The following is a 15,959-nucleotide window of genomic DNA, read 5'->3' on the forward strand; positions in this document are numbered from 1 at the left end:
ACGATCTACTACCGAGCCGGGCTGATCTCGAGCAGCATCGGCAGGTGGTCCGAGCCCGCGGCCAGGTCGTCGCGGGTGACGCCTTCGATCGAGTCGAGCGGGATCACCTGACCGGCGAGGCCCGGGGAGAGCAGCGCGCCGTCGATCCGCTTCACGGGGTTGTTCGAGTGGTACGTCGGCCCGGCGTCGGCGCCGAGATCGGTCAATCCCTCAGCAGCAAGGCGTTCCCAGACCGGGCCGTCCGGTTCCTCGTTGAGGTCGCCGACGAGAAGGTAGGGCAGGTTGAAGGAGTTGCAGCCCTTCAGCACCTGCTCGAGCTCGTGCCGGCGGCCCCGGATGTGCAGTCCGAGGTGACACACGACCATCGCGAGATCCACGCCGCCGAGAGTGACCCGGCCGCCGACCGCTCCGCCTGGGAGCTGGGTGGCGATCAGCCGGAGCCGTCGGCGTACGAACGGCCGCCAGACCCGCCAGTTCAGGGGATCCGCCAGCTCGGTGCCATCGGCAACCAGGATCGCGTTGCGCGCGGACGCCACGACGTACCGGAGGCCGAACGTCGCCGCCATCGCCTCGCGCTTGCGCCTGGTCCCCCACCACGTCGGCGCCTCCTGGATCAGCGCGACGTCGGGCGCGCAGGCGCGAACCACCCGGGCCAGCGCGTCGCGATCATCACCCCAGCGGTGCACGTTGTACGACAGCACCCGCAGCGACGGGACTGCCGTCATACCTCAGACTCGTCTTGCAACTCCCGCTCGGGCTCCGGCGCCGCGGTACGCATCCCGGTACGGCGGCCGACCGACTTGCGCGCGGCCCGCTCCAGCCGGGTGGACCGGCCGCTGCGGGCTGCGGTCTTCGCCGTCACCGCGGTCGTCTTGACCCGCACCCGCCGCAGCCAGGTGGCCTCTTCGCGAGCGAGGTCCGCGGCCCCGACCATGCCGGCCTCCGGACCCAGTACGGCGCGCACGATCCGCGCCTCCGGGCGGAATCCACGGCCGGTCAGCGTGCGCTTGAACGCCTCGCGGGCGGGAGCGAGCAGCAGCTCGCCGGCATCGGAGACACCGCCACCGATGACGAACGTGCCGGGGTCGAGCGCGGCGGCGAGGTTCGCCAGACCGATGCCCAGCCAGCGGCCGACATCCTCGAGCAGTTCGACCGCGACCGGGTCGCCGTCCTTCGCCAGCTCGGTCACCATCGGCCCGTTGATCTTGCGGGGATCACCGTCCGCCGCGCGGAGCAGATTGTGCGCGACCGGCGAGCCGGACAGGGCTAGCTCGCGCGCCTCGCGGGTCAGCGCGTTGCCCGAGGCGTACTGCTCCCAGCAGCCGCGGTTGCCGCACTCGCACCGATGTCCGCCGGGAACCACCTGCATGTGGCCGAACTCGCCGGCAATGCCGAACTTGCCCCGCTGCAGGGCGCCGTCGTTGAGGATCGCGCCGCCGATCCCGGTACCGAGCGTGACACAGACCAGGTGACTCTCACCCTGGCCGCCGCCGAACCGCCACTCCGACCAGGCCGCCGCGTTCGCGTCGTTCTCGACCACCACGGGCAGCCCGAGGCGGCGCTCGACCGCGTCGCGCAGCGGCTCGTGCCGCCAGGCGAGGTGCGGGGCGAACAGCACGGAAGACCGGGTGCCGTCGACGAACCCGGCCGCGCCGATCCCGACCGCGATCACGTCGTGCCGTGACTCCAGGTCGTGCACGATCTCGGCGATCGCGTCCTCGGTCTCCCGGGGGTCCTTCGTCGGGGTGTCCCGGCGCAACCGGTCCAGGATGTTGCCCTCCGGGTCGACCACCCCGGCGGCCACCTTGGTGCCACCGATGTCGATCCCGATCGTCAACGCCTGCGTCAGAGCCATCGACCCTCCTAACGGCCGGCCGGACGACGGGCCAGGTCCGCGGCGCCGATGATGCCGGCGTCGTTGCCCAGTTCCGCCAGGCCGAAGCCGGGGTGCGGCCGGTTCGCCTTGGCCGGCAGGTTCTTCTCGAACGCGACCTGCGCCGACTTCAACAGTAGTTCCCTCGCCGCGCTGACCCCGCCGCCGATCACGATCGTGCTCGGGTCGAACAGCGTCGCGATGCTCGCCAGGCCCTCCCCCAGCCAGCGGCCGAGGTCGTCCAGCAGCTCGACCGCACAGGGGTCGCCGGCCGCCGCGGCCTCGGTGATCATCGGGCCGGTCAGCTCCGCCGAGTCAGTGATCCCGCAGACGCTCAGCATCTGCGCCGCGGCCAGCGAGCCGGACTCCGCCTGCGCCCTGGCTTCGCGGACCAGCGCTCGGCCGGAGGCGTACTGCTCCCAGCAGCCCCGCGCTCCACAGCCGCAGCGATGCCCGCCGGGCACCACCCGCATGTGCCCGAGCTCGGCCGCCACACCGTGCGCGCCACGCAGCAGTTCGCCTTCGATCACGACGCCGCCGCCGATCCCGGTACCGACCGTCACGCAAACCATGTGTTCGACGTTCTTCGCGGCGCCGAAGGCGAACTCACCCCAGGCAGCCGCGTTCGCGTCGTTCTCTACCGCGACCGGCACATTCAGTACTTCGCTGACGCGCCGGCCGAGCGGCTCGTCCCGCCAGGCGAGGTTCGGGGCGAACAGCACCGTCGAGCGGTCCGAGGAGACGAACCCGGCGGCGCCGATCCCGACCGCCTCGACCTCATAGTCCTTGATCAGCTCGGCGGCCGCGTCGCAGATCGCCTTCGCGGTCTCGTCGGTGGAGTCCGCCGGGGTGTCGCGGTACGCGCGGGCGCCGATCTTGCCGTCCGCGTCCACCACGCCGGCGGCGATCTTCGTACCGCCGACGTCGATGCCGATGCTCAGTCCCATGGGTCGGGGTCCTCACTCACGTCGATCCTGTCCACCCGGGACCGGGCGGGCCGTTCCGTGTCCGGTGTCCCGGCGGTCCGCGACTCAGCGTCCGCCCGGGCCTGTCGCGCGGCCTCCGCGGCGGCCTCCAGCAACGACCGTACCGATCCGAGCACCCCGGCGGCCGCCATCGACAGCTGCTCGATCGTCTCGGGGCTGGTGTGGCGAACCTTGGCGATCAGGTGGCAGACGGGGCACCACTGGCACTCGGCCGCACCACAGCGCGACGTACCGTGCTCTTGCTCGTCGTGTACTCCGGGTCCGGGCGCGGCCGCGTCGGGTTCCTCCGGCGGCGGCGCGGGGTCCTGCTGGCGTGCGGCCTGCTGGAGGACGGCGAACAGCTTCGCGGCCTCCTCGGCAACGGTTCCCACCGGCTCCTTGCTCACCTGGTTCCCTCCGTGATCGCGGCAGGCCCGGTGTCGAACTGCTGGCTCATCTGTTCCCGGATCTCCTGCGCCAACCCCTCCTGCACCAACCCCTGCTGGGCAAGCCCTTGCGCCGACTCGAGGGGGCCGGTCCCGAGCGGCAGTTCGGAGGGCTTCGGCAACGGCTCGCGCGGCGCGAACCGCACCTGCAGGCGTCCGTCCTCCAGCCGTGCCCCGGCGACGACGCCCCGAGCCAGCGCGGCCGGCAGTGGCAGCACCCGTCGGTACGAGCCCACCGTGATGATCAGTTCGTCGCCGTGCCGGGCCAGCTCCAGGTCACTCGCGGATGCCAGCGGCAACGGCATGGTCAGAGTGTAGGTCCGGCCGTCGGTATCGATGTGGCGATCCACCCACAGCGAGGTCTCGTCGGTGGCCCGCGCGAACGGGTCGTCCTTGCCGTACATCTCGACGGCGAACGCCGCGAGTTCCTCGACGCCGACCGGCTCGCAGGCGCGGTACGGCGACTCCCAGATCGGCAGCGGCCGGAACGAGTCGGCGACGTCCTCGAGGATCCCGCGCTGAGCCGCGACCCACTGCCGCCGCCAGTTGTCTGCACCGGCGGCCGGGAACACCCGGTTCGCGACGACGCCGTCCACGCGGTAGCCGTACAGGGACAGGGTTGTGAGCGAGCGGCGCGCCTCGGCGACCACGACCGCCTCGGGGGTGAGCACGAGCCGCACGGAGGCGTCAGGCCCGGCCAGCAGCGCGCGGATGTCGGCCAGGTCGCGGTGCAATCGGCGCAGGGCGTCGAACACGTTGTCGTCCGGCATCGGGATGCCGGCGGCCTTGCTCAGCAACGGCCGGAACGTGCGGACCACCTTGCGCTCGACGTTGAAGATCCGGTCCATGTACCAGTTCAGCGCCTCCGGCAGCGCGAGGAGCCGGAGCGTCTCGGCGGTCGGCGCGCAGTCGACCACGATCACGTCCCAGCGTCCGGAGCGGACGTGGTCGCGCACCTCGAGCAGCGCCAGCACCTCCTCCGCGCCCGGCAGCACGGTCAGCTCCTCGGCCTCGATCGGGTCGACCCCGACCACGTGCAGGACCGAGCGCAGGTACGCCTGGATGTCGCCCCAGGAGCGCTCGAACCGGCGCTGCGCGTCGATCTGCTGGACGAACAGCAGGTCGTCGATCTCGGTCGGCTCCTGGCCGACGGCGCTGTCGAACGCGTCCGACAGCGAGTGCGCGGCATCGGTGGACAGCACCAGCGTGCGCAGGCCGCGCAGCGCGGCGAGCGTGGCGGTGCCGGCCGCGGACGTGGTCTTTCCCACGCCGCCTTTACCTGTGTACAGCAGGACCCGGGTCACGGGTCAGGACTCGACGCGCTTCTTGAGCCCCTTCAGGGCGGTGTCGATGATGACCTTCTCGGCCTTGCGCTTGAGCATCCCGATCATCGGGATGCTCACGTCGACCGCGAGCCGGTACGTCACCTCGGTGCCCTGGTCGCCCAGGTCGCGCAGGACATAGGCGCCGTCCATGCCTTTCACCATCTTGGCCTGGACGAGCGTCCAGGTGACCTCGTTGCGGGACCACACGTAGTCCAGCGTGTACTCGTCGGAGATCGCCCCGGCATCCACCTTGAACCGCACCTGTTTCGGCCGGCCGGCCTCGTCGGTGGACAGCACCTCGGTCTCGCGCATCGAGTCGGCCCACTCCGGATACGCCTCGAAGTCCGCGATCACCGCCATGATCGCCTTCGGGGTCGCGTTCACGACGATGGTCGAGGTGGTCTGCTCTGCCATCGATTCACCTCTCCGCTGCCGGGACTTGGAAGGGGCGCCGCCGCCCTCCCCGGAGACTATCGCGGGTTCCCAGCCGGACCTGCGCTCGCCCGCGGCGCGGCCTCGCTCGACTTCGTCCTTGAACCGCCAGATGTTGTTCCGGTACCGCGCGACGTACTGCTCCTGCAGCTTCGCGAGCCCCCGGCGGCCGGTCCGGCGTACCGGGTCGACCCGGAGGTACCAGTGCACCACCACGCCGTCGCGGACCTGCTCGAGCCACCACTCCGCAGTACCGATCGCGGCGCCGGTGACGGCCCACCGGACGCCCTCCAGGCCGCGGCGCTCCGACGGGGTCAGGGTCAACTCGGGCCACCACTCGCGCCAGAGGGTGTCCTGACCGAGACGATCCGCGACGTAGGCTGGATCAGCAACGACCAAGTCGTCGCAACTGATGTCGAGCGATGGCATAGCTAGTTCCCTGGGTCACACTCATCTGGCTACTTCCGGGTAGGTGACTGTAGCGTGCGCCGGAGTCGACTATTCGTGACCGACTGAGGAGACGCGGAATGCGTGAGTACACCACCCCCGCTGTGATCGAGCCACCGACCACCGGCAGCCTGAGCGATCCCGTCTGGGCGAACGCTTCCTCCCATCCTGACACCGCGGTCTTCAGCCGCCGGGTCGACGGCGGCTGGCTGGACATCTCGGCGGCCGAGTTCGCCCGCCAGGTGAGCGGGGTGGCGAAGGGCCTGATCGCGGCCGGGGTGAAGCACGGCGACCGGGTCGCGCTGCTGAGCGCCACCCGGTACGAGTGGACCCTGATCGACTACGCGATCTGGAGCATCGGCGCGGCCACCGTGCCGATCTACGAGACCTCCTCCGCGTCCCAGGTCCACTGGATCCTGACCGACTCCGAGGCCGTCGTCGCAGTCGTCGAGAACGCCGCGCACGGCGCCGTCGTCGAGTCCGCCCGGGCCGAGGCGCCTTCGCTGCAAGAGGTCTGGCAGATCGAGTCCGGCGCGGTCGACGAGCTCACCGTGCTCGGCAAGGACATCGCCGACGCCGAGCTGGACAAGCGCCGTACCGCCGTGGTCCCTGGTGACCTCGCGACGCTGATCTACACCTCCGGCACCACCGGCCGCCCCAAGGGTTGCAAAATCAGCCACGCGAACTTCATGGACGAGCTCGGCACCGCGGTGAAGGTGCTGCCGGGCCTGTTCAAGCTGACGGGCGCTTCCACTCTGCTGTTCCTGCCGCTGGCGCACGTGTTCGCCCGGATCATCCAGGTCGGCTGCGTGATGATGCGGGTCAAGGTCGGCCACACCGCGGACGTGAAGAACCTGGTCGCGGACCTCGGCGAGTTCAAGCCGACCTTCATCCTCAGCGTGCCGCGCGTCTTCGAGAAGGTGTTCAACACCGCCAGCCAGACCGCGCACGCGGCCGGCAAGGGCAAGATCTTCGACGCCGCCGCGGAGACCGCGATCGCCTACTCCCAGGCGCTCGACAAGGGCGGCCCGAGCTTCGGCCTGAAGGCCAAGCACACCCTGTTCGACAAGCTCGTCTACGCCAAGCTCCGCAACGTCCTGGGCGGCCAGGTCGACTATGCCATCTCCGGTGGCGCTCCCCTCGGCGACCGCCTCGGCCACTTCTTCCGCGGCATCGGCGTACCGGTGCTGGAGGGCTACGGCCTCACCGAGACCACCGCCGCCCTGGCCGTGAACCTGCCCGACGACATCCGCATCGGCACCGTCGGCAAGCCCCTGCCCGGCGTCACCGTCGGCGTCGCCGACGACGGCGAGCTCTGTTTCAAGGGCGGCCAGGTGATGCTCGGCTACTGGAAGAACGACGAGGCCACCGCCGCCGCGATCGACGCCGACGGCTGGTTCCACACCGGCGACCTGGGCGAGTTCGACGTCGACGGCTTCATCAAGATCACCGGCCGCAAGAAGGAGATCCTGGTGACGGCCGGCGGCAAGAACGTGGCCCCCGCCGTACTGGAGGACCGCATCCGCCTGCACCCCCTGGTCAGCCAGTGCATGGTCGTCGGCGACGGCAAGCCCTTCATCGCCGCCCTCGTCACCATCGACCCCGAGACCATCGGCGCCTGGGCCACCAAGAACGGCAAGCCCGACGACATGTCCACCCTGGCCACCGACAAGGACCTGATCGCCGAGATCCAGTCCGCCATCGACGACGCCAACACCGCGGTGTCGAAGGCCGAAGGCATCAAGAAGTTCACCATCCTGGAAACCGACTGGACCCAGGAAAACGGCGAACTCTCCCTCAAACTCTCCCTCCGCCGCCACATCGTGATGGAAAAGCACAAGGCCGACGTAGAAGCCCTGTACCAGAAGTAGCTGGTACTTCGGCCGCTTCGCGACTCCTGCGTCGCCGTTCGACCCACCCACCCTGGCGGTAGATAGGAACAGCCGGCGGGGCCACCAAGCGGGGCCTGGCGAATACCTCCAATAGTCGCGGGCGAGCCGACCGACGAGCGCAAGCGTCGCCAATTTGCCGAACGCGTACACACGACCTCATCACCGCATAGAGCCGGCCGCTCTCGCCGCAATGCCGGTGCGGACGCGGCATTGCCGTCTGTCCGGGAGAATCATTTCCGGGGTTGCCTTTGGCGACCACGGGGCTGATGGGCAGGTGATCAGAAGGTGAAACGGCTCTATCCACCGCGGGTGCGAATGAGGTTCCTGTGGATCGTTCTGGCACTGATCGGTGCTGGTCTCCTGCTGGCGAGTGTGTCCTCCGTTCGCCAGACGATCGACCGTTTCTTCAGCGCGGATCTGGCCACGCGGGATCAGCTCAGCAGTACATATTCGCTGGCCGTTGGCCTCGTCTCGCTACTCCTTTCCGTCACCGGATTTGTCCTCCAGTCACGGACCAGAACCGCCACGAGCAATAAGGAGCCACTGGACACGACTGGTGTTCCCGTTGCTGGAATGGGGTCCTTGGCCGTGCCTACTCTGGATTCAGCTGAGCGGGTCCGTGGTCGCAACGAACTGGTGGAGGATCTGCTCTCGCTGTACGGCCGGAGAAGTCGACACCCGTCTCGGATCCAGGTACTCCACGGCACAGCGGGTGGAGGAAAAACGACCGTTGCCCATCAAGTCGCACTGCAAGCACAACGACTCGACGTCGAGGTCTGGTGGGTCTCGGCCGCTGCTTTCACCGATCTGCAAACAGGAATGCGACTACTGGCCAGAACGCTGGGTGCAACCACGCAGGAACTCGATCACGAGTGGGCAGATCACGCCCCCGATGTGGTTTGGCGCAGGCTCATGGCCTACCCGAAGCGCTGGCTTCTGGTAATCGACAACGCGGACGACACCCGCCTATTGGCGCCACCTGGCGAGCCTGTTGCTCACCAACGGGGATGGCTCCGCCCACTGGCAGGCAAGCAAGGCGCCGTGATGTTGACGACCCGTGACAGCACCACGACCACCTGGGGAGCGTGGTGCCAGTTGCGCGAGATTCCGCTGCTCTCGTCGACTGACGGCGCCCAAGTCCTGTGCGACCAGATACAGCACGACGCCGGCACAATCGCGGATGCCGAGGACCTCTCGGTGCGCCTCGGCGGGCTGCCACTGGCATTGACTCTGGCAGGCCGATATCTGGCCGACGCCAATCAACTTCGTCTGCTTGGAAGTTTCACGACCTTCACCGACTACAAGAATGCTCTGGACACCAGCGGTCTGACTGCGGTCTTCCCCGACGAAACAGACCGCCTGTCGGTCAACGAAGCGCGGCAGGTCATCGCGCGCACCTGGGAGCTCTCGCTGTCTTTGCTTGCCGACCGCGGACTGCCGCTGACCAGGACAATGCTCAGACTGCTGGCGGCATTCGCCGACGCGCCGATCCCCTGCCAGCAGATCCTCGATCCAAAACTCCTCGGAGAATCAGCTCAGTTCGGCGGATCGGACGCCGCCCAGATTCGTGGACTGCTCCATGGGCTCACAAGCCTCGGACTGATCGACCTTGCCGTCGACACGAACGCAGCGCAATCCGGGGAGGGCAGCGCTTCGATGGTGATCCGCCTTCATCCGCTGATCCGGGATGCGAGTCTCCACCATCTTGCGGTTACGCAGCAGTTTCAGGTCACCACCTCACTCGCAGCTCGGCTGCTGGTCCATGCGTGCTCGGAGCTCGACCCCGAGAACCCCGTCAACTGGCCGGATTGGCAACTCCTGGTTCCGCACGGAGTACATCTCCTGACTGCCGAGGCCCGGACCAGCACGCCGTCACCGCAGACCGTCGTCGATGCGACCGAAGCCGCTGCCCGGGCATGTCAGTTTCTGCGTCACACTGGCCAGTTCCCGGCTGCGCAAGCACAGGGAACGCTGATCTATAACACTGCGGCCCCCGTACTCGGTCCGGAGAATCCGGCCGTTCTGACCGTCAGGGCCGAGCTCGCTCTCCTCGCCGGTGAGGGCGGTCTTCGCGAGCACGCGCGTGATCAGCTGACCGAATTGGTGTCAATCTACGAGAGAGTCCTTGGCTCCGAACATCCACAAACGCTGTACGTGCGAGCCGACGCGGCAGCGTGGACTGGCCGAGCTCGGGGCCACCGCTCGGCCCGAGACCAGTTCGCCGATCTCCTGCCCGTCTGTCAGCGCGTTCTCGGGGACGAGCACCCACACACGTTGACCGTCCGCCTCCATCTCGCCGCATGGACGGGCGAGGCCGGGGCGCCAGAGGCGGCGCGCGATCAACTTGCCGCCTTACTGCCGGTTCGACAGCGGATCCTCGGCGCTGAACACCCGGACACCCTGCACACCCGGCACAATCTCGCGAAGTGGACGGGAATCGCAGGTGACCCGGTCGGAGCACGCGATCAGTTCCTGGCCCTCCTGCACCTGCGGGAACGCGTCCTAGGACTCGAGCATCCCCACACTCTTGCCAACCGTGCGCGATTGGCCGCATGGACTGGAAACGCGGGCGATCCCTGGTCAGCTCGCGACCAGTTCATAGACCTTCTTCCAGTCCGTCGCCGGGTACTGGGTCCTGACCATCCACACACCTTGAGTACGGAGGCTGCGGTCACCGAATGGAGCGCACGCTGCTCACAGTCCTGACCAAGGCGTAACGCGGCGGCTCAGCCTGCCCGGCTCCTGCGCTTTCCACGTCGAGGACGTGCGTGGTGCTCCGACGTTGCATGTGACAGCCCAGGTTGGGTTGGTGCTGATGTGACGGAAGAGGCTCGTGATGAAGGGTCCGGCGGAGCGGGTTTTGCGGACGTATCTGGTGCTCGTGGTGGTGTCGACCAGTGCTTCGTCGATGATCTGGGGGATCAATACGCTCTTCCTGCTTGATGCCGGGTTGAGTGTGGGTGAGGCATTTGCGGCTAATGCGTTCTTCACCGCTGGGATGGTGTTGTTCGAGGTGCCTACGGGGGTTGTGGCTGACACCGTGGGGCGGCGTATGTCGTATCTGCTCGGCGCGGCCACGTTGGTGGGGGCGACGTTGTTGTACCTGGTTCTATGGCAGACCCAGGCGCCGTTTGCCGCCTGGGCCGGGGCGTCTGTGTTGTTGGGTCTGGGGTTCACGTTCTTCAGCGGCGCCACTGAGGCGTGGCTCGTGGATGGGCTCAACGCCACTGGATACGAGGGGTCGCTCGAGGCAGCCTTTGCCAAGGGGCAGGTTGCGGGTGGGGTCGCGATGATGGGTGGGACGGTCGCTGGTGGGGTGTTGGCTCAGACGACCAACCTCGGGGTCCCGTACGTTGTGCGGGCGGTGTTGCTGGCGCTCACCTTCGTGGTGGCGTGGCGGGCTATGCATGATGTGGGCTTCGAGCCGAAGCCGCGGGTTTCGGTGACTGGCGAGATGCGCGGGATTCTGCGGGCGTCCATGCGTCATGGACTGGGCAATCCGCCGGTGCGGTGGTTGATGCTCGCCGCTCCCTTCGCCGCGGGCGTCAGCGGGTACGGGTTCTACGCCGCCCAGCCGTACCTGCTCGAGCTCTATGGCAGCAGCGACTCGTACGCGGTTGCCGGGCTGGCCGCCGCACTCGTCGCCGGGGCGCAGATCGCCGGTGGCGCCTCGGCATCGCTGGTGAGCCGGGCGTTCAGGCGGCGTACGTCGGTGCTGCTGATCACCTCTGTGATCATCGCGGTGTCGCTGGTGCTGATCGGGCTGGTGTCGAACTTCTGGGCGGCGCTCTTGCTGCTGGCGATCTGGGCCACCATGTTCGCGGCCGCCATGCCGGTCAGGCAGGCATTCCTCAACGGTCTGATCCCGTCGGGCCAGCGCGCGACGGTACTGTCCTCGGACAACCTGCTCGCCTCTGGCGGTGGCGTGGTCATCCAACCCGCGCTCGGCAAGGCGGCCGATGTCTGGGGCTTCGGCCCGGCGTACGTCGTCGGCGCCGGCATCCAGTTGCTCGTCCTGCCGTTCATCCTCTTGGCCCGGCGCGAACGGGCGATCACGGATGCTCCGCCCGACGCCGGGGTGAGGACGACGGCAGACGAGCAGGTTCTCACCCCTGCCTGACCGTCAGGTCTCCTGTCGCGGTCCAGCTGGCCAGCATCGCGAGGCGTTCGGCGGTCGGCGAGTCCGGGGCGGCGAGGTACGTGATCAGGGTCTGTTCGTTGTCCTGGGCAATGGCCAGCCTCTCGTAGGTGAGATCGAGCGAGCCGACCAGCGGATGGTTGAGGCGTTTCCGACCCAGGGTCTTCTCCTTGACCGTGTGGTCGGCCCACAGCGCGCGGAACTCGGGGCTGTTGATGCTGAGGTCTCCAACCAGCTCCGCGAGCCAGCGGTCGTGCGGGTGGCGCGCGGTCTGGACCCGGAGCTCGGCGGTCACTGTCTCGGCATCAGCCGCCCAGTCGGGAAAGAAATCGCGTGACGCCGGGTCGAGGAAGAACTTCCGGGCCCGGTCGCGGGTCCGCGGGTCCTCGGTGAGGCTGAACACAGCGTTGCCGAGGGCATTCGCCGTGACGATCACCATCCGGTAGTCGACCACGATCGCGGGGACGTCCCGCAGGCTGGCGAGCAACTGGTGCACGCTGGCGCGGATGATCGGTCGCGACCCGGCGTCGGAGCGCTGGGGCCGGGCGAGATCGTGCAGGTAGGCGTGCTCGGCGCTGGTGAGCCGCAGGGCGCGGCTGATCGCGTCCAGCACCGCGTCCGACACCTGCCGACCGCGCCCCTGCTCCAGCCGGGTGTAGTAGTCGCTGCTCACGCCGGCGAGCTGCGCCACCTCCTCGCGACGGAGACCGGGCACGCGTCGCTGTCCGTGCTGCACCAGACCGACATCGCCAGGATTGAGGCGAGCGCGCCGGGACCGGAGGAAGTCGCCGAGCTGAGCATTCACCCTTCCACCGTATGCCCGGCCGCCCAACTCAGCCTGGCCCTGCCAGACCTACTCGCGTCCAGCCGAGGTGAACCTCATGTCGGCGTAGCGGTTGCCCGCCACGCTGTCCGCGAGCGGGTCGAGCTGCGCCAGTTCCTCGTCGGTCAGCGTGATGAGTGCGCCGCGCGCGTTCTCGACCACCCGCGCGCTGCTGCGCGTACCGGGGATCGGTACGACGGGAAGACCGAACACCCGCTCCTGCGCGTGCAACCAGGCAAGCGCGATCTGGGCAAGCGTCGCACCACGCGCTGCCGCAATCGCCCGCAGCGGGGCCAGCAGATCGTGGTTGGCCGTGTCGTTGCCTTCGGAGAACCGAGGCATACTCCGGCGTACGTCGTCGCTCTCCAGGTGGTCCGCCGAGGGCACCGCGCCGGTGAGGACGCCTCGACCCAAAGGCGAGTACGGCACGAGCGCAGTACCGAGTTCGGCAGCCGCGGGCGCCACCTGGGTCTCGATGTCGCGGCTGAACAGCGACCACTCCGACTGCACAGCAGCGATCGGATGTACTGCATACGCAAGGCGCAGCTCGTCGGCGGTCACCTCGCTCAACCCCAGATACCGCACCTTGCCGGCCTGGACGAGCTCGGCCATGGTGGCGACGGTCTCCTCGATCGGCACGTTCACGTCGCGGCGGTGCATGTAGTACAGGTCGATGTGGTCAACACCCAGGCGGCGCAGGCTGGCATCGGCGGCGGCGCGGATCGACGCTGGGTCGTTCACGATCCCCCGCGCGCGATCGGCGAGGCCGAACTTCGTCGCGATCACCACCTCGTCGCGGTGCGCGGCCAGGAACGGCGCGAGGAACTGCTCGTTCGCCCCGTCGCCGTACGCGTCCGCCGTGTCGAAGAGCGTGATCCCGACCGCCAGCGCCTGCTCGAGCGTCGCCCGCGCGGCGGCCTCGTCGGTCGGCCCGTAGTACCCGGTGTTGATCGCCATCGCGCCGAAGCCCTGCCGGCCCACCACCGGTCCGTCCGCGCCCAGACGGACCTTGCCCAGTTCCCAATCAGTCATGCGACCGAGCCTCGCGCAGCCCATCGCACCGAACCAGGCCACCTTCAACCTAGGTCCAGCAGAACCAGGCACTCAGACAGCGAGTGTCTTCGGGGCACCCAAGGTGAGCCAGGTCAGCGAGTCGCGGACATCGGTGGGAGCCGCGGCGAACGCCTTCTCGATGGTGTCGCGGCCTTGGCTGAAGTGGCTCCAGCCCTCGTAGTGCACGGGGATGACGGTGTGCGGCCGGAGGAGTTCGCAGAGTTCGACACCCTCCGGTCCGGACATCGTGTAGCGCAGGGGCCCGGTGACGTTGAACTGGACCGCACCCAGGTGGAGCAACACCGTGCCCACGTTTACGCGGCTGGCGACCTCGCGCACACCGGAGTACAGGACTGTGTCGCCGGAGATCCACAAGGCGCCGTGTTGCTGGCCGGGCCAGCGGAGGGCGAAGCCCGTGACCTCGCCGGTGATCGGGCGGCTCAGTGGAGGGCCGTGCCGACAAGGCGTCGCGGTGATCTCGAGCGTGGGCAGACCGGGCTTCTCCAGCGAGTGGATCGACCAGGGCGAGAGACCCACGGCGTCACCGCCGAGCCGACGCGCACCCGCCACGGTGGTCACGACAGCACCAACACCAGGCAACACAGTCCGACCCGCATCGTCGAGGTTGTCGGCGTGGTGGTCATGTGTGAGCAGTACTGCGTCGACCGGCAGCAGGTCCGCCGCAGGCACGGCCGGCCCGGCCACCTTGGTGGAGGCCGAACCCCAGCCGAACGAGTACCGGCGACCCGGCGGGTCGAAGGTCGGGTCTGTGAGGAGACGCCAACCTTCGACCTCGATCAGGGTGGTCGGGCCGCCGATGTGGGTGATCCGGATCTCGGTCACGGCTTGTCGGCCGCCGCGTGGCTCAGGGCCCAGTCGAGGACCTCGTCCGCGATCGACTCCCAGCCGGCCTGCGCGGGCAGCAGGTGCGCGTACCCCTCGTACAGCTTCACCTCGGTCACGGTGTCCGACTTGTAGTGCTTGGCGTTCGAGCGCTGCACCTCAGGCGGCATGATGTGGTCCTCGGAGCCGGAGACGAACAGCAGCGGCGCCCGGTGGTCGTTGTGGTAGTCGACCCAGGTGTCCTGGTGCCCGGGCTGGAAGTTCGCCAGCACGCTCCCCCACAGGATGCCGCCGTTCGCCGGGATCGCGTACCGCTCGTACAGCGCCTTCGACTCCTCGTCGGTGAAGGTGTTGGTGAACGCGTACTTGAACTCCTCCAGCGACAACGGGATCGCCTTGTGCCGGTTCGCCGGGCTCTTCAGCACCGGGAGGGTCGACTTCACCTGCGACAGCGGTACGACGCGGACGCCTTCCGTCGGCGCCGAGTTCATCGCCACGCCGGCCGCGCCGAAGCCGTGGTCGAGCAGGATCTGGGTGAACGCGCCACCCGCGGAGTGACCGATGATGACCGGCGGCGAGGGCAGTTCGCGGATCACCGACTCGAGGTGCTCGATGATCATCGGCACGGTCAGCTTGAGGATCGGCGTCGGGTCGGCGTTCAGCGACTCGACCTCCACCTCGAACCCCGGGTATCCGGGCGCGAGCACCCGGAAGCCGCGCTCCTCGTAGTGCTTGACCCAGTTCTCCCAGCTTCGCGGAGTCATCCAGAAGCCGTGCACCAGCACGATCGTGTCGGGAGCAGCCATGATCAGAATCCCTTTCGGTCAGGACAGCGAGCGAAGTACGGCATCAGGAGGTCTTCCGGGCGGCGGCGAGGATGAGATCTGTCGTCGGGCCCGGCTTCGAGATCATCGCGACGTGCGACGCCTTCACCTCGACGACGTGGGCGCCGGCTCGCTCCGCCATGAAGCGCTGTGCGGCGGCCGGGATGACCTGGTCGTTCGCGGCGACGAGGGTCCACGACGGGATCGTCTTCCACGCCGGTACGCCGGAGGGCTGGCCCAGCGTGCCCAGATCGGCCGGGCGCTGGGAGACCGCCATCACGGCGGCGGTGGACGCGTTCACGTCGGCCGCGAACACCTGCCGGAACAGCGAGAGCTTGATGTAGCCGTCGGCACCACCCGGGTACGGCCTGATGTCCAGAGCGTCCGGGCCCAGTTGGCTGCCGGGGAACTGCCCGGACAGGCCGCCGACGGTGTCACCGGCGTCCGGCGCGAAGGCGGCGACGTAGACCAGCGCCTTCACGTTCGGGTTGCCCGTGGCCGCGTTGGTCAGCACGAACCCGCCGTACGAGTGTCCGACCAGGACGATCGGGCCCTTCACCGTCGCGAGGACGCTGCGCAGGTACGCCGAGTCGGGGTCGACGCCGCGGAGCGGGTTCGCGGGGGCCAGCACCGGGTAGCCCTTGTGCTGAAGGTTGCGGATCACGTCGTTCCAGCCGGAGGCGTCGGCGAAGGCGCCGTGCACGAGCACGATGGTCGGTTTCGGACCGTGCTGCGAGACCGCGGACGCCGATCCGGCGATGCCGAAGATCATCGCGACCGCGAGGAGAAGGTGGGCTAGACGTCGTTTGCGCAGGAACATGAATTCTCCTTCGAGCAAGAGACGGTGAGGGCCCCCAGGCACCGTGGGCGCAAACGTAGCCAGCGGAACGGGGCCCGT

Annotated in this window: 14 protein-coding genes; 3 read left to right on the plus strand and 11 right to left on the minus strand. The window is 68.5% G+C overall.

Annotated features, from left to right (window positions below; translation table 11 throughout):
* Positions 1-8 precede the first annotated feature (8 nt).
* Genes EV644_RS07240 through EV644_RS47690 form a run of 6 tightly spaced genes read right to left on the minus strand, consistent with a single transcriptional unit; the run spans position 9 to position 5,470 of the window.
* A complete protein-coding gene (locus tag EV644_RS07240; protein ID WP_132187947.1) occupies positions 9-725 on the minus strand; it encodes an endonuclease/exonuclease/phosphatase family protein in 717 nt (238 codons plus the stop codon).
* Positions 722-1,855: an ROK family glucokinase gene (locus EV644_RS07245; protein WP_132187946.1), complete on the minus strand. Its 1,134-nt coding sequence runs from the start codon at positions 1,853-1,855 to the stop codon at positions 722-724. The genes EV644_RS07240 and EV644_RS07245 overlap by 4 nt, the downstream gene beginning before the upstream one ends.
* An 8-nt stretch (positions 1,856-1,863) precedes the next feature.
* A complete protein-coding gene (locus EV644_RS07250; RefSeq protein WP_132187945.1) occupies positions 1,864-2,820 on the minus strand; it encodes an ROK family glucokinase in 957 nt (318 codons plus the stop codon).
* Entirely contained in the window at positions 2,811-3,245 is a 435-nt protein-coding gene (locus EV644_RS07255) for a hypothetical protein (protein WP_132187944.1), read from the minus strand. Before EV644_RS07255 ends, EV644_RS07250 begins: the two co-directional genes overlap by 10 nt.
* A complete protein-coding gene (locus EV644_RS07260; RefSeq protein ID WP_132187943.1) occupies positions 3,242-4,588 on the minus strand; it encodes an ArsA family ATPase in 1,347 nt (448 codons plus the stop codon). The genes EV644_RS07255 and EV644_RS07260 overlap by 4 nt, the downstream gene beginning before the upstream one ends.
* 3 nt (positions 4,589-4,591) lie before the next feature.
* Positions 4,592-5,470: an SRPBCC family protein gene (locus EV644_RS47690; RefSeq protein ID WP_132187942.1), complete on the minus strand. Its 879-nt coding sequence runs from the start codon at positions 5,468-5,470 to the stop codon at positions 4,592-4,594.
* Between the two features lie 98 nt (positions 5,471-5,568).
* On the opposite strand from EV644_RS47690, the gene EV644_RS07270 reads away from it, so the two are divergent.
* From EV644_RS07270 to EV644_RS07280, 3 genes are all read left to right on the plus strand, one after another.
* Complete coding sequence (locus tag EV644_RS07270; RefSeq protein ID WP_132187941.1) at positions 5,569-7,359, plus strand: AMP-dependent synthetase/ligase; 1,791 nt, start codon at positions 5,569-5,571, stop codon at positions 7,357-7,359.
* 306 nt (positions 7,360-7,665) lie between these two features.
* Positions 7,666-10,086 carry a tetratricopeptide repeat protein gene (locus EV644_RS07275; RefSeq protein ID WP_132187940.1) on the plus strand — a complete coding sequence of 807 codons (2,421 nt, stop codon included), beginning with the start codon at positions 7,666-7,668 and terminating at the stop codon, positions 10,084-10,086.
* A gap of 130 nt (positions 10,087-10,216) precedes the next feature.
* A complete protein-coding gene (locus tag EV644_RS07280) occupies positions 10,217-11,500 on the plus strand; it encodes an MFS transporter (protein ID WP_132187939.1) in 1,284 nt (427 codons plus the stop codon).
* On the opposite strand, the gene EV644_RS07285 is transcribed toward EV644_RS07280, so the two are convergent.
* The 5 genes from EV644_RS07285 to EV644_RS07305 all read right to left on the minus strand — a co-directional run bounded on the left by EV644_RS07285 (position 11,487) and on the right by EV644_RS07305 (position 15,881).
* Positions 11,487-12,323, minus strand: coding sequence for a helix-turn-helix transcriptional regulator (locus EV644_RS07285; RefSeq protein ID WP_132187938.1), 837 nt, complete (start codon positions 12,321-12,323; stop codon positions 11,487-11,489). The two genes, EV644_RS07280 and EV644_RS07285, sit on opposite strands and share 14 nt — an antisense overlap.
* Positions 12,324-12,371: 48 nt before the next feature.
* On the minus strand, positions 12,372-13,373 hold the full coding sequence (locus EV644_RS07290; protein ID WP_132187937.1) for an aldo/keto reductase: 1,002 nt from the start codon (positions 13,371-13,373) through the stop codon (positions 12,372-12,374).
* 72 nt (positions 13,374-13,445) lie between these two features.
* Complete coding sequence (locus EV644_RS07295) at positions 13,446-14,237, minus strand: MBL fold metallo-hydrolase (RefSeq protein ID WP_132187936.1); 792 nt, start codon at positions 14,235-14,237, stop codon at positions 13,446-13,448.
* Positions 14,234-15,043, minus strand: coding sequence for an alpha/beta hydrolase (locus tag EV644_RS07300; RefSeq protein WP_132187935.1), 810 nt, complete (start codon positions 15,041-15,043; stop codon positions 14,234-14,236). The genes EV644_RS07295 and EV644_RS07300 overlap by 4 nt, the downstream gene beginning before the upstream one ends.
* A 43-nt stretch (positions 15,044-15,086) precedes the next feature.
* The gene (locus EV644_RS07305) at positions 15,087-15,881 is read right to left on the minus strand and encodes an alpha/beta fold hydrolase (RefSeq protein ID WP_132187934.1); all 795 of its coding nucleotides are present in this window, start codon (positions 15,879-15,881) and stop codon (positions 15,087-15,089) included.
* Positions 15,882-15,959: the final 78 nt, after the last annotated feature.

The organism is Kribbella orskensis, from assembly GCF_004342085.1.
Lineage (GTDB): Bacteria > Actinomycetota > Actinomycetes > Propionibacteriales > Kribbellaceae > Kribbella > Kribbella orskensis.

Excerpts from the sequence above, each read along its gene's own strand:
- EV644_RS07240 (WP_132187947.1), bottom strand. The coding sequence starts at position 725 with ATGACGGCAGTCCCGTCGCTGCGGGTGCTGTCGTACAACGTGCACCGC.
- EV644_RS07245 (WP_132187946.1), bottom strand. The coding sequence starts at position 1,855 with ATGGCTCTGACGCAGGCGTTGACGATCGGGATCGACATCGGTGGCACC.
- EV644_RS07250 (WP_132187945.1), bottom strand. The coding sequence starts at position 2,820 with ATGGGACTGAGCATCGGCATCGACGTCGGCGGTACGAAGATCGCCGCC.
- EV644_RS47690 (WP_132187942.1), bottom strand. The coding sequence starts at position 5,470 with ATGCCATCGCTCGACATCAGTTGCGACGACTTGGTCGTTGCTGATCCA.
- EV644_RS07270 (WP_132187941.1), top strand. The coding sequence starts at position 5,569 with ATGCGTGAGTACACCACCCCCGCTGTGATCGAGCCACCGACCACCGGC.
- EV644_RS07280 (WP_132187939.1), top strand. The coding sequence starts at position 10,217 with ATGAAGGGTCCGGCGGAGCGGGTTTTGCGGACGTATCTGGTGCTCGTG.
- EV644_RS07290 (WP_132187937.1), bottom strand. The coding sequence starts at position 13,373 with ATGACTGATTGGGAACTGGGCAAGGTCCGTCTGGGCGCGGACGGACCG.
- EV644_RS07300 (WP_132187935.1), bottom strand. The coding sequence starts at position 15,043 with ATGGCTGCTCCCGACACGATCGTGCTGGTGCACGGCTTCTGGATGACT.
- EV644_RS07305 (WP_132187934.1), bottom strand. The coding sequence starts at position 15,881 with ATGTTCCTGCGCAAACGACGTCTAGCCCACCTTCTCCTCGCGGTCGCG.